Source organism: Burkholderia sp. Nafp2/4-1b, from assembly GCF_003635165.1.
Lineage (GTDB): Bacteria > Pseudomonadota > Gammaproteobacteria > Burkholderiales > Burkholderiaceae > Burkholderia.
In genome coordinates, this window is sequence record NZ_ML058616.1 from 372,092 (window position 1) to 385,273 (window position 13,182).

Sequence of the window (13,182 nt, forward strand, 5' to 3'; positions counted from 1 at the left end):
CGACCTTGAATACCCGCCGCCCCCACGCCCGCCGCGCGTCGCGCTCCGGGGCGGCCCCTCGCCCGCGTGCGGTTCACGCACACGGGCCTCGACCGTAACCGCATGACCGAATTCAACGACACCCAACAGCAGCTCTCGAAGTTCCGCCTGCGCGTCGCGGCGGCGGGCGTGTTCGTGTTCGTCTGCTTCGGGCTGCTCGCGAGCCGCTTCTTCTACCTGCAGCTGATGCAGCACGGCAAATACGCGCTGCAGGCCGAGGAAAACCGCATCTCGGTCGCGCCGATCGTGCCGAACCGCGGGATCATCACCGATCGCAACGGCGTGGTGCTCGCGAAGAACTATTCGGCGTACACGCTCGAGATCACGCCGTCGAAGCTCAATGACACGCTCGACAACACGATCGACAAGCTGTCCGAGATCATCCCGATCGACGCACGCGACCGCCGCCGCTTCAAGAAACTGCAGGAAGACTCGAAGAACTTCGAGAGCCTGCCGATCCGCACGCGCCTGACCGACGCGGAAGTCGCGCGCTTCACCGCGCAGCGCTTTCGCTTCCCCGGCGTCGACGTGCGCGCGCGGCTGTTCCGCCAGTACCCGCTCGGCATGACGGCCGCGCACGTGATCGGCTACATCGGCCGGATCTCGAAGCGCGACCAGGATCGCATCGACGCGATGAGCGACGACAACGACAGCGATCAGGAACACTACGATCCGCGCCGCGACGCGAACAACTACAAGGGCACCGACTACATCGGCAAGATCGGCGTCGAGCAGAGCTACGAAGCCGAGCTGCATGGCCTCACGGGCTTCGAGGAAGTCGAGGTGACGGCCGGCGGCCGGCCGGTGCGCACGCTGTCGCGCACGCAGGCGACGCCCGGCAACAACCTCGTGCTGTCGCTCGACATCGGGCTGCAGCAGGTGGCCGAACAAGCGTTCGCCGGCAAGCGCGGCGCGCTCGTCGCGATCGAGCCGAAGACGGGCGACGTGCTCGCGTTCGTGTCGTCGCCGAGCTTCGACCCGAACTCGTTCGTCGACGGGATCGACCAGCAGACTTGGGACGAGCTGAACAACTCGTCCGACAAGCCGCTCCTGAACCGCCCGCTGCACGGCACCTACCCGCCCGGCTCGACCTACAAGCCGTTCATGGCGCTGGCCGGCCTGACGCTCGGCAAGCGCACGCCGGGCTGGGGCTTCCAGGATCCCGGCTACTTCACGTTCGGCGGCCACACGTTCCGCAACGACGTGCGCTCGGGCCAGGGCTGGGTCGACATGAACAAGGCGATCATGGTGTCGAACGACACCTACTTCTACATGCTCGCGCGCGACCTCGGCGTGAATGCGATCGCGAATTTCATGAAGCCGTTCGGCTTCGGCCAGATCACCGGGATCGACATCCAGGGCGAGGCGCGCGGGATCCTGCCGTCGACCGACTGGAAGAAGAAGGCGTTCAAGAAGGCCGCGCAGCAGAAGTGGTTCGACGGCGAGACGATCAGCCTCGGGATCGGCCAGGGCTACAACTCGTTCACGATCCTGCAGCTCGCGCATGCGACGGCAACGCTCGCGAACAACGGCGTCGTGATGAAGCCTCACCTCGTGAAGGAAGTCGAGGATCCGATCACGCGCGCGCGCCACCTGACGGTGCCGAAGGAAAGCGAAGTGATCCCGCTCAAGCAGTCCGACATCGACGTCGTGAAGCGCGGGATGGAAAACGTGATCGAAAACCCGTCCGGCACCGCGTACACCGTGTTCCGCGGCGCGTCGTACCTCGCGGCCGGCAAGACCGGTACCGCGCAGGTGTTCTCGCTGCAGGGCTCGAACTACAAGGGCCACCTGCTCGCCGAGCACCTGCGCGACCACGCACTGTTCATTTCGTACGCGCCGGTCGACCATCCGCAGATCGCCGTCGCGCTGGTCGTCGAGAACGGCGGCTGGGGCGCACAGGCCGCGGGCCCGATTGCGCGCCGCGTGCTCGATTACTATCTGGTCGAACGCCAGAACCCGAAGAGCGAGGCCGCGGCCGTGGCGGCCGCCGCGTCGGCGACCGAGCCGGTCAGCGCGCCGGTGGTCGGTGACACGTCGAAGCCCGCCGCCGTCGCGGCCGGCTTCACCGCGCTGCCGCAGCCGGTCGTGCAGAACGCGGCGAGCGCGGCGGACGCTGCGTCGGCCGCGTCGGCTGCGTCGGCGCCCGCTACGGCGAGCGCAATCTCGTCAAACACGCCGGCCGACGCGAGCGCCGCGCCGCCGATGGCCGCGAGCCTGCCGCCGATCCGGCGCCCGCACCGGCCGCGCCGGCCCGCCAGCGACGCGCAGCCGCTCGCCACCGCGCCGCGCGACGACAACTTCCGTGCGTCGGCCCCCGCGAAAGCGGCGAACGCCGGCACGATTCATTAACGGAGAAAGGCATGCAATTCGACAAGCGCGCCTGGCTCGACAAGATCAAGCAGATGTTCGCGGGCTTCGACCGCCCGCTCGCCCTCATCGTGTTCCTGCTGCTGTGCGTCGGCATCGTCACGCTGTACAGCGCGGCGATCGACATGCCCGGCCGCGTGGAAGACCAGTTGCGCAACATCCTGCTGACGTTCGTGCTGATGTGGGTGATCGCCAACATTCCACCCACCACGCTGATGCGCTTCGCGGTCCCGCTCTACACGTTCGGGGTCGCGCTGCTGGTCGCGGTCGCGCTGTTCGGGATGACCAAGAAGGGCGCGAAGCGCTGGCTGAACGTCGGCGTCGTGATCCAGCCGTCGGAAATCCTCAAGATCGCGACCCCGCTGATGCTCGCGTGGTACTACCAGCGCCGCGAAGGCGGACTGCGCTGGTACGACTTCATCGCGGCGTTCGGGATCCTGATGGTGCCGGTCGGCCTGATCGCGAAGCAGCCCGACCTCGGCACCGGCCTGCTCGTGTTCGCAGCCGGCTTCTTCGTGATCTATCTCGCCGGCCTGTCGTTCAAGCTGATCGTGCCGGTGCTCGTCGCGGGCGTGATCGCGGTGGGCTCGATCGCCGTGTTCGAAGAGCGCATCTGCCAGCCCGAAGTGCAGTGGCCGCTGATGCACGACTACCAGAAGCACCGCGTGTGCACGCTGCTCGACCCGACTTCCGACCCGCTCGGCAAGGGCTTCCACACGATCCAGGCCGTGATCGCGATCGGCTCCGGCGGCGCGCTCGGCAAGGGCTACCTGAAGGGCACGCAGGCCCACCTCGAATTCATTCCGGAGAAACATACCGACTTCATCTTCGCGGTGTTCTCCGAAGAATGGGGGCTCGCCGGCGGCCTCGTGCTGCTGACGCTGTACATGGCGCTGATCGCACGCGGGCTCTACATCGCCGCGCAGGGCGCGACGCTGTTCGGCCGGCTGCTCGCAGGCTCGCTCACGCTCGCGTTCTTCGTCTATGCGTTCGTCAATATCGGGATGGTGAGCGGCGTGCTGCCGGTGGTCGGCGTGCCGTTGCCGTTCATGAGTTACGGCGGCACCGCACTCGCGACGCTCGGCGTCGCGATCGGCATGATCATGAGCGTCGGACGACAGCGGCGGCTGATGAAGAGCTGACCGGGCGGCACGTAATCGCACGCAGTCGCAGCAATGAACAACGGCGCCTCGGCGCCGTTTTTCATTGAGCCGATGGAAACCACCAGCGGGCGCGGCTCGCTCACTGCGGCGTCGCGCGCGGGCTCCCCGGGCTCGCGCCGGCGCCCGATGCCGGCTCCGGCGTCTTCAGCCGTGCGCTCAGCTCCTTGAATTTCAGTCCGGCCGTCTCGTCGCCCTGCGCGGCCGCGGCCGCGTAATACGCCCGCGCGATGTTCAGGTTCTGCGTGACGCCGTCGCCGCCGCGCTCGTAGAACGAAGCCGTCACGTACTGCGCGGTCGGCTCGCCCGCGTCGGCCGCCTGCTTGTACCACGTGAACGCCTGGCGGTTGTCGCGCGGCGTGCCGCGCCCGTCGAGGAACTGGTTCGCGAGCGACAGCTCGGCCTGCACGTGCCCCTGCTTCGCCGCACGCAGGAACCAGCGGTGCGCTTCGGCCGGATTGCGTGCGACGAACTCGCCGTCGTCGAACATCCGCCCGTATACGTACTGCGCATGCGACATGTTCGCGTCGGCGGCCCGCTTCAGCCAGCGCAGCCCTTCGTCGACGTTCGCGGTCACGCCGACGCCGGTGAGCAGCATCATCGCGTAGTTGAACTGCGCGAGCCGGTCGCCGCGCTCGGCCGCGTCGTGAAACTGCACCAGCGCCGCGCGATAATCGCCCGCGTTGTAGTCGGCCACCGCCGATTGGGTCTCGCGCGCCGGATCGGGCTTCGCATGGGGCGCATTCTGCGCGACCGCCGCGACACACACGACCCACAGCGCGAGCAGCGCGCCGATCCGCCCGCACGCGCCGGCCACGCAGCGCGCGGAGCGTGAAACCGCACCGCCGCCCTTCATGACCGCACCTCCTGCAGCGCCTGGCGCGTCGCGCGCAGCAGCCAGCTGACGTCGGCCGACAGCGTGATCATCCGGTAGCCGGCCTCGCGATACTGGCGCGCAGTGGCCGTATCGCTCGCGAAGATGCCGACGGCAACGCCGGCCTGCTTGCCGGCCGCGAGCACGCGCGCCATCGCGGTTTCGACATCCGGGTGACGGCTGTCGCCGAGATGCCCGAGGCTCGCCGCCAGATCGCCCGGGCCGACGAACAGGCAGTCGACGCCCGGCGTCGCGGCGATCCGCTCCACTTCGTCGATACCGCGCGCCGATTCGATCTGCACGATCACCGCGACCTGCGCGTTCGCCGTCTGCAGGTAATCGCGGCGCATGCCGTACGCCGCCGCGCGCACCATGCCGGCGACACCGCGCAGCCCGTCCGGGGAATCCGGCGACGGAAAGCGCGTGAGCCGCACCGCGTGCGCGGCGTCGTCGGGCGTCTCGATGCACGGGAACATCAGCGTGCGCGCACCGGCGTCGAGCGCGCGCTTCACGAGCCACGGCTCGCGCCCCGGCACGCGCACGACGGGCTCGCTCGGCAGATGCGCGGCGGCCAGCGCGCGCAGTTGCGACGCGACGTCGCGACTGTCGTTCGGCGCGTGCTCCATGTCGATGCAGAGCCAGTCGTAACCGGCATGCGCGAGCGCTTCCGTGGCCGAATCGCAGCCGAGCGACAGCCACAGGCCGTACAGCGGCTCATCGCCGTCGTGCAGACGTTGCTTGAGGGAATTGGTGAGCGTGCTCATCGATACGGCCTCCTGGACGGAACGGCAATCGAACGGGACAAGCAACAGGCGGAAGCGGCAACGCGTCGTGCAGCGCAGCACGGCGGCTGCGCCGGGCCGCACCCAGGAACGTTGGTCGGCGCTGGACGACCGATCTGACAGCACGGGCCGCGCGAGGCCGCACGCGCGCGCTTGCCGGTGCCACGCAACGATCATAGCGCGGCGACAAGCGGATGGGGAATCAGGCGGGAAGTGGTGCCGGGCGGGTGCCGCGCGGGCCCGATCGCGCACCGCATGGCGGGCGACCGCCGGCCGGCAGCCGCGCGAACGCGCGGGCCGGCAGCGGAACGTCAGCGAGCCGGGTCGCGCTCGACGTCGGCCCAGCAGTTCGGCGTTTCGTACAGGCGCACGCGCTCGAGGCGCAGGTTCACGCCGTAGTGCGCGTCGTACACGTTCGAGAGGATGTCGAACGCGATCGCCGCGAGGTTCTCGACGGTCGGGATCCGGTCGAGCACGATGGTCTTGTGGTCGGCCATCTGCTCGAGGAACGAGCGCACGACTTCGTCGCGCGCGTAGACCAGGAACGCGTGGTCCCACTTGTTGACGAGGTGCTCGACCGCGAGCGCCTTCACGTCGGCGAAATCCATCACCATGCCGCGGTCGGGCGCCCCCTCGGTATCGACGAGATCGCCGCGCAGCGTGACTTCGAGCACGTAGCGATGGCCGTGCAGGTTGCGGCACTGGCTGCGGTGATCGGGAATGCGGTGGCCCGCGTCGAATTCGAGTTTTCGGGTAATCAGCACGATGTCAAAAGCCGGGGCTCAGGGAATGTTCAGGTATTTGTGGGTCTGCATCGACAGCCGCCACTGCGGATGCCGCTTGCACCAGTCGATCGCGAGCTTCGTGTTGAGGTCGCGCGACGGGCCGTCCATCGGCTGCACGAGAAAATACTCGAAATCGAGCTTCGCGTAGTCGGCGAGCCGCTGGTTGTCCTGCGGGATCACGATCTTCAGTTCGTTGCCTTTCGTGACGACGAGCGGCGCGTCGGCCTTCGGGCTCACGCAGATCCAGTCGATCGTCTCGAGCACCGGCAGCGAGCCGTTGGTCTCGATCGCGATCTCGAAGCCCGCCGCGTGCAGCGCGTCGACGAGCGGCTGGTCGAGCTGCAGCATCGGCTCGCCGCCCGTGCAGACGACGAAGCGGTGCGCCTCGCCGTCCGGCCACAGGCCGGCGATCGTCGCGACGAGCGCTTCGGCATCCTTGAACTTGCCGCCGTTCTCGCCGTCGGTGCCGACGAAGTCGGTATCGCAGAAGCGGCACACGGCCTCCGCACGATCCTCTTCGCGGCCCGACCACAGATTGCAGCCGGCGAACCGGCAGAACACGGCCGGCCGGCCCGCGTTCGCGCCCTCGCCCTGCAACGTGTAGAAAATTTCCTTGACCGCGTAAGTCATCGTGCTTCGTCCGGCTCGCGCCGCTCGTTGTCGATCAGAATCCGTTGTTCATTCACCGTGCCGGGCAGCCGCGTCACAGCGGCGCTTCGGTCACCCGCTCGCCCTTCAGGTAGGCCTCGTAGCCGCGCTTGCGCAGCTTGCAGGCCGGGCATTCGCCGCAGCCGAAGCCCCAGTCGTTCAGTTCCGCGCGCTCGCCCACGTAGCACGTATGCGTCTCGACGCGAATCAGCTCGACGAGCGCCTCGCCGCCGAGCTGCTCGGCGAGTTGCCAGGTCTGCGCCTTGTCGAGCCACATCAGCGGCGTCTCGAGCACGATGCGCGTGTCCATCCCGAGGTTCAGCGCGACCTGCAGCGCCTTCATCGTATCGTCGCGGCAGTCGGGGTAGCCCGAGAAGTCGGTCTCGCACATCCCGCCGACCAGCACGCGCAAGCCGCGGCGATAGGCGATCGCGGCCGCGATCGTCATGAACAGCAGGTTGCGGCCCGGCACGAACGTGTTCGGCAAGCCGTTCGCCGTGGTCTCGATCTCGATCGTGCGCGTCATCGCGGTATCGCTGATCGCGCCGAGCACCGACAGGTCGATCATGTGATCGTCGCCGAGACGGCCGGCCCACGCGGGAAATTGATGCTTCAGTGCGTCGCGCACGCCTTCGCGACATTCGAGTTCGACGCGGTGGCGCTGGCCGTAATCGAAGCCGAGCGTCTCGACCGTCTGGTAGCGTTCCAGGGCCCAGGCCACGCACGTGGCCGAGTCCTGCCCGCCGGAAAACAACACGAGCGCGCCGTCTTTAGCGTCTGTCCGAATCACCGTGATACTCCGTGAATGTGTAGGCTCGCGTCGCACTGCGCCCCGGGGCCGGCTGCCGCCGGGCGGCCCGACGCGGCCGGCCTGCGCCGGCTCGACCAGTATAGGCAGCGCGCTCGGCCGCAAACGCGGCGGCGCGCTTATACCGCCCATCGCGCCGGCATCGTTGCCGCGCGTCACGGCGGCGCCTGCGGGCTGCCAGCCGTGCTGCTTGAAGCGATGCGCTAAGTCATTGAGCGGGCACGGATTTTATCATGCCCCGGCGAATGCTGCCGGGCACGCCGCCCACGACACGCGATACCCACCACAAACGAAAAACCCCAAGAACCTTCCGATTCTTGGGGTTTTAAATGCTGGTGGCCTGGGACGGAATCGAACCATCGACACGCGGATTTTCAATCCGCTGCTCTACCAACTGAGCTACCGGGCCAACGAAGAAGAGAAAGTATATCCACCCATCGACACTTGCGCAAGGGTTTTGGCGAAATATTTTTATGCGGCGCCTTCCGACGGCTTCTTGCCGAGCTCGACGCCCAGCTGCTTGAGCTTGCGATACAGGTGCGTGCGCTCGAGGCCCGTCTTTTCCGCGACGCGCGTCATGCTGCCGTTCTCGCGCGCGAGGTGATATTCGAAGTACGCGCGCTCGAACGCGTCGCGCGCTTCGCGCAACGGAATGTCGAACGGAATCGCGGCCGTCTGGCCCGCGAGGCCGAGCGCCGCCGCCATGTCGTCGCCGAGCGTCGGCAGCGCGGCCGCGGACGCGACCGCCGCCGGCCCCGACGCCTGACCGCCACCGGCCTTCGCGGCCGCGTTGGCGGACACCGGTGCCGCGCCGCGCGCGAGACCGTGCTCGACCGACTTCAGCAGCTTCTGCAGCGCGATCGGCTTTTCGAGGAAGTCGAGCGCACCGATCTTCGTTGCCTCGACGGCCGTGTCGATCGTCGCGTGCCCGGACATCATGATCACCGGCATCGTCAACAGGCCCTGCGCCGCCCATTCCTTGAGCAGCGTGACGCCGTCGGTATCGGGCATCCAGATATCGAGCAGCACGAGATCGGGCGCCTGATTCAGCCGGTATTCCCGCGCGGCCTGCGCGTTCTCCGCCGCCTCGACGACATGTCCTTCATCGCTGAGGATTTCCGAGAGCAATTCCCGGATGCCCATTTCATCATCTACCACCAGGATGGTTGCCATTTACGCTGCCTTTGTCTGCACACTTGCTTTTGTCTTAGCGGGAGCCGTCCCGCCCTGCGCGCCATGTTCGGCGCCTGGCGTATCGCTCGCCATCTGCAGGAACAGGATCGACACCTGCGCACCCTCGACGGTCTCGCCGTGCATGCGATTGCGCAGATCGATCCGCGCGCCGTGCTCGTCGACGATTTTCTTGACCGTGGCCAACCCGAGCCCCGTGCCCTTCGCCTTCGTCGTCACGTAAGGCTCGAACGCACGGGTCAGGATGCGTGCCGGAAAACCGGGCCCGTTGTCGGACACGGTCAGACGTACCGCGACGCGCGTTTTGCCCTCGGCGTCGGGGTCGCCATATTCTACTGTCTTGGTTTCGATCAACACACGCGGATGCGCGACTTCCGCGACCGAATCCTGCGCGTTCTGCAGCAGGTTGTGAATCACCTGGCGCAGTTGCGTCGCGTCGCCACGGATCACCGGCAGCGACGGCGCGAGTTCCGCGACGATCGCGCTCTTGCCTTCGCCGACACCATACAGCCCGAGCACCTCGCTCGCCAGCTCGTTCAGCTGCAGGTTCGCGAGCACCGCCGGCGGCGTGCGCGCATATTCGCGGAAGTCGTCGACCATCCGCTTCATCGCGGCCACCTGGTTGACGATCATCGTCGCGCCGCGCTTGAGCACGTCCGCATCGCTCGGCGCGAGCTTGTCGGAGAGCTTCATCTGCAGCCGCTCGGCCGACAGCTGGATCGGCGTCAGCGGATTCTTGATCTCGTGCGCGAGCCGTCGCGCGACCTCGCCCCACGCGACCGAACGCTGCGCGGAAATCACGTCGGAGATGTCGTCGAACACGACGACGTAGCCGGACGTTTGCGGATCGTCGGCCTCGCCTTCGACCGTCGACACGAGGCGCGTGCCGCGCACGAGCAGCGTGAGCGGATCGGCTTCGCCCGGCACTTCGACCGCGAACTGCTGCTGCCAGTGGCCGCGATCGCCGCTGCCGCCGTCGGACGCCGCTTCGCGATCGGCGAACGCCTTGCGCACCATCGCGCCGAATTCCGCGACGACGCCGATCCGGTCGAGCGCCGTGCCGATCATCGAACCGAACGGCTGCCGGAAAATGCGCTCGGCGCCGCGGTTGGCCGTCGTCAGCCGGAACTGGCGGTCGAGCACGAACACGCCGGCAGTCAGGTTCGCGAGGATGCTCTCGAGATACGTCTTCGAATGCTCGAGCGCGACCCGGTTCTTCTCGACCGCGAGCCGCGCCTCGGACAGCTGGCGCGTCATCGCGTTGAACGACTGCGTGAGGAAGCCGAGCTCGTCGCGCGACTTGATCTCGCGCTTCGGCGTGTAGTCGCCTTCCGTGATTTCCTTCGTGCCCTGCGCGAGCAGGAACAGCGGCCGCGCGAGCTGCTGGCCGAGCGCGAGCGCGAGCATCATCGCGATGAAGGTCGCGAGGAACAGCGCGAGCGTCAGCGTGCCGATGTACATCTTGCGCAAACCGGTGCGGCCGAGCGCTTTTTCCTGGTACTCGCGATACGCGCGCTGCACCGCGTCGGCGTTGTGCGCGAGCGCGGGCGGCACCGGCTGCGTGAGCTGCAGGAATCGCTCCGCCGGCTGCAGCAGCGACGTCGTCGCGTCGGGAATCGGCCGCACGACGCGCAATCGTAGCGCGCCCTTCGCACCGTGCGCGCTCGGGTCGCCGTCCACTTCGCCCTCGATCGCCGCGTATGCGCCGTGCTCGCGGGCCTGGCTCAGCATCAAGGGCGTCGGCAGGTCGTCGGGAATCAGCGCAGCGAAATTGCCCGATGCCTGCGCAACGATGTGCAGGTCGGGTGCCGCGCCGGAGCCGCCGCGGCTCGGCTCGACGATCGTCGCGTCCTGCACGCCGAACTGGTCGCGCAGGCGCAGCAGCGTGAGCGTCGTGCCGTTCGTGTTCACATCGACGCTCGCGAGCTGGTCGGACATCATCCGCGCCTTCGTCTGGAGGTCGGACAGCGACGCGTCGAGCATCCCGCGGCCGAGGTTCAGACCGGCCGTCAGCGCCGTCTCGACGTTCACGTCGAACCACGACTCGATACTGCGCGACACGAACTGGTACGACACGATGTAGATGATCCCGCCAGGCACCACGCCGACGAGCGCGAAGAACACCGCGAGCTTCGCGAGCAGCCGCGTGCCGAACTTGCCCTTCCTCAGGCGCACGACGATCATCCCGATCAGCCCGAGCACCACCAGCAGGAACACGAGCGCGACGATGATGTTCATCGCGTACAGCCACGAGTAGTAGCGGTCGAAGAATTCGGTGTTCGCGCTCGCGGCCGCGAGCAGCACGAGCAGCAGCAATGCGGTGATCGCGACGGTCGAGACGATCACGCGAATGAGGAGGCTCTTCCCGCTGGCCGCGCGGCGTACTTTATTTAGCACGTTCGGTCACCGTGAAGTTGAAGCGCTTCCAGTCGGACCCGAGCGTCCAGTCGCGGTTGTTCACCGCGTCGACCTGGAACGGCTTCGGCATCAGCGCCGTGTCGAGCTGCATGCGCACCGAGGCCGTATAGGTTTCGCCGGTGCGCACCTGATTGCGGTCGATCACGTGCCACGACGTGATGTGGCGGACAACCGCCAGCGCATCCTTCAGCGACGGGAAGCCGAGTTGCAGCCCGCCCGTCGACACGCGGTACTCGCGCGTGAGCGGCTGGAACGACAGGCGGATCGTCTGCGACACCGACACCGGCTGCTCGTCGAACCAGTACCAGCGCGCGCGGCTCAGGTCGAAGTCCGTCGTGAAGTAAAGCGGGATGCCCTTGTTGACGGCATCCTCGAGGTTCGAATTCAGCTCGAAGTCGAAGCGCGCATCGAGGCTCCAGCCGCTTCCGTCAGCCTGCAGCGATGCGCGCTGCACGGCGATCGACTCGGCACGCGCCGGCCGAACGACAGCCAGGCACAGCGCCAGCGCGACCAGCAGGAGCACCGCGAGCCGAAATGGAAAAAGGTGTTTGATCGTCACCGTTTCTGAAACCGCGCGTAGAAAAATCCGTCGTGATCGGTGTTCTGGTCGAGTGCGCCGGCCGCCCCGCCGTGCACGCCGCCCGGCAGCAGTTGGCCGGGCGCGTCCAATCGTACCGCATCTTCACAGGCCGCTTCAAACCAGCGGGCCTGCAATTCGCCTTCTTCGGGGAAGATCGAACAGGTCACGTAGAGCAGTTCGCCGCCCGGCTTCACGAGCGGCCACAGCGCGCTCAGGATGCGACGCTGTTCCGCGACGAGCGCGGCGATGTCGGTTTCGCGGCGCAGCCAGCGGATGTCGGGATGGCGACGCACGATGCCGGACGCCGAGCACGGCACGTCGGCCAGGATGCGATCGAACGGACAGCCGTCGTACCACGCGTCCGGCGCGCCTGCGTCGCCGACGCGCACGTCCGCCGCGAGCGACAGCCGCGCGAGGTTCTCGCCGATGCGCGCCGCGCGGGCCCCATCGCTTTCGAGCGCAACCACTTCCGCGTCGGCCAGCTCGAGGATGTGGCCGGTTTTGCCGCCCGGTGCCGCGCACGCGTCGAGCACGCGCATGCCGTCGCGCGCACCGAGCCATTCGGCCGCGAGCTGCGCGCCGGCATCCTGCACCGACACGACGCCGTCGGCGAAGCCCGGAATGCGATCGACCGGCAGCGCCGACGCAAGCCGCACCGCATGGCGGCCGATCGCGCGCGCGTCGATGCCGTGTTCGCGCAGCGTGTCGAGATACGCATCGACGCTCGCGCGGCGCGCGTTCACGCGCAGCGCCAGCGGCCCCTGCCGGTCGCCCGCCGCGAGGATCGCCTGCCAGGCGTCGGGCCATGCGCGCTTCACCGCGTCCACCCACCACGTGCGGTAATTCCAGCGCGCGACCGGATCGTCCTGCAGCGCCGCGACGAGTGCGTCGCGCTCACGCTGGAAACGGCGCAGCACCGCGTTGACCAGCCCCTTCGCGAACGCGTATTCGCGCCGCGCGCCGATCACGGTCACGGCCTGGTCGACGATCGTGAACGCCGGATACGCGGCCGTCTCCTCCGGATCGAGCATCAGCGCGAGCGCGGCGGCGAGCACCGCGTGCACGTGCGCGGGCGGCGCCTTGCCGACGAGCCGGCCGATCAGCCAGTCCGCGCTGCCGAGCCGACGCATCGTCCGGTATGCGACGTCCTGCGTCGCACCGCGCGCGAGCGCCTGCGCACCGACCGGCATCTGCGCGAACACCGCGGCCAGCGCCGCCGGCAACGCAGTGCCGCGCCGCACCGCATCGACTGCCTGCGCGGCCGCATCGAGCGCGAAGCCCAGCGAATCGGGCGCGAGACGCAGCGCGGACAGGCGCGCAGCGCGGCCGGAGGAAGTCGAAGCGGAGGAACGGGTTCGTGTCATCGGAACGGGATCGGCAATCAAGCGCGGCAAACGGGCGCAGCAAACAGGCGCGACAAACGGGCACTGCAAACACAGACGGCAAACGATGGGATCGCGGCGGCGAGGCCGCGCGATCCCAAACCGCGCATTGTAGCGTGCAGCCACGCGGCGCCTTTGGCCCCTT

At 68.0% G+C, this 13,182-nt stretch carries 11 protein-coding genes and 1 tRNA gene; 2 read left to right on the forward strand and 10 right to left on the reverse strand.

The features are described from left to right. The first annotated feature begins 102 nt into the window (after window positions 1–102). Both mrdA and rodA read left to right on the forward strand, forming a co-directional pair. Window positions 103–2,391 carry a penicillin-binding protein 2 gene (mrdA, locus tag C7H84_RS24975; RefSeq protein WP_121861258.1) on the forward strand — a complete coding sequence of 763 codons (2,289 nt, stop codon included), beginning with the start codon at window positions 103–105 and terminating at the stop codon, window positions 2,389–2,391. Between the two features lie 11 nt (window positions 2,392–2,402). Continuing rightward, window positions 2,403–3,551, forward strand: coding sequence for a rod shape-determining protein RodA (gene rodA / locus C7H84_RS24980; protein ID WP_121861259.1), 1,149 nt, complete (start codon window positions 2,403–2,405; stop codon window positions 3,549–3,551). A 100-nt stretch (window positions 3,552–3,651) separates the two neighbouring features. Here rodA and C7H84_RS24985 read toward each other — a convergent pair whose 3' ends face one another. The 10 genes from C7H84_RS24985 to rsmB form a co-directional block, all read right to left on the reverse strand. Next, complete coding sequence (locus C7H84_RS24985; RefSeq protein WP_121861260.1) at window positions 3,652–4,425, reverse strand: tetratricopeptide repeat protein; 774 nt, start codon at window positions 4,423–4,425, stop codon at window positions 3,652–3,654. Continuing rightward, window positions 4,422–5,207, reverse strand: coding sequence for an aldolase/citrate lyase family protein (locus C7H84_RS24990; RefSeq protein ID WP_121861350.1), 786 nt, complete (start codon window positions 5,205–5,207; stop codon window positions 4,422–4,424). Before C7H84_RS24990 ends, C7H84_RS24985 begins: the two co-directional genes overlap by 4 nt. Window positions 5,208–5,536: 329 nt before the next feature. Next, window positions 5,537–5,989 (reverse strand): 6-carboxytetrahydropterin synthase QueD, encoded by a 453-nt coding sequence (gene queD / locus C7H84_RS24995; protein WP_121861261.1) that lies wholly within the window; start codon window positions 5,987–5,989, stop codon window positions 5,537–5,539. An 18-nt stretch (window positions 5,990–6,007) separates the two neighbouring features. Beyond that, the gene (gene queE / locus C7H84_RS25000) at window positions 6,008–6,640 is read right to left on the reverse strand and encodes a 7-carboxy-7-deazaguanine synthase (RefSeq protein ID WP_121861262.1); all 633 of its coding nucleotides are present in this window, start codon (window positions 6,638–6,640) and stop codon (window positions 6,008–6,010) included. 73 nt (window positions 6,641–6,713) lie between these two features. Further along, complete coding sequence (gene queC, locus C7H84_RS25005; protein ID WP_121861263.1) at window positions 6,714–7,448, reverse strand: 7-cyano-7-deazaguanine synthase QueC; 735 nt, start codon at window positions 7,446–7,448, stop codon at window positions 6,714–6,716. Window positions 7,449–7,799: 351 nt separating this feature from the next. Continuing rightward, window positions 7,800–7,875 (reverse strand) — tRNA-Phe (locus C7H84_RS25010). 62 nt (window positions 7,876–7,937) lie between these two features. After that, window positions 7,938–8,639 carry a response regulator transcription factor EsaR gene (esaR, locus tag C7H84_RS25015; protein WP_121861264.1) on the reverse strand — a complete coding sequence of 234 codons (702 nt, stop codon included), beginning with the start codon at window positions 8,637–8,639 and terminating at the stop codon, window positions 7,938–7,940. After that, window positions 8,640–11,054 carry a sensor histidine kinase EsaS gene (gene esaS, locus C7H84_RS25020; protein ID WP_121861265.1) on the reverse strand — a complete coding sequence of 805 codons (2,415 nt, stop codon included), beginning with the start codon at window positions 11,052–11,054 and terminating at the stop codon, window positions 8,640–8,642. Continuing rightward, entirely contained in the window at window positions 11,044–11,634 is a 591-nt protein-coding gene (locus C7H84_RS25025) for a DUF4390 domain-containing protein (RefSeq protein WP_121861266.1), read from the reverse strand. The genes esaS and C7H84_RS25025 overlap by 11 nt, the downstream gene beginning before the upstream one ends. Further along, window positions 11,631–13,019: a 16S rRNA (cytosine(967)-C(5))-methyltransferase RsmB gene (gene rsmB, locus C7H84_RS25030; protein WP_121861267.1), complete on the reverse strand. Its 1,389-nt coding sequence runs from the start codon at window positions 13,017–13,019 to the stop codon at window positions 11,631–11,633. The genes C7H84_RS25025 and rsmB overlap by 4 nt, the downstream gene beginning before the upstream one ends. Window positions 13,020–13,182: the final 163 nt, after the last annotated feature.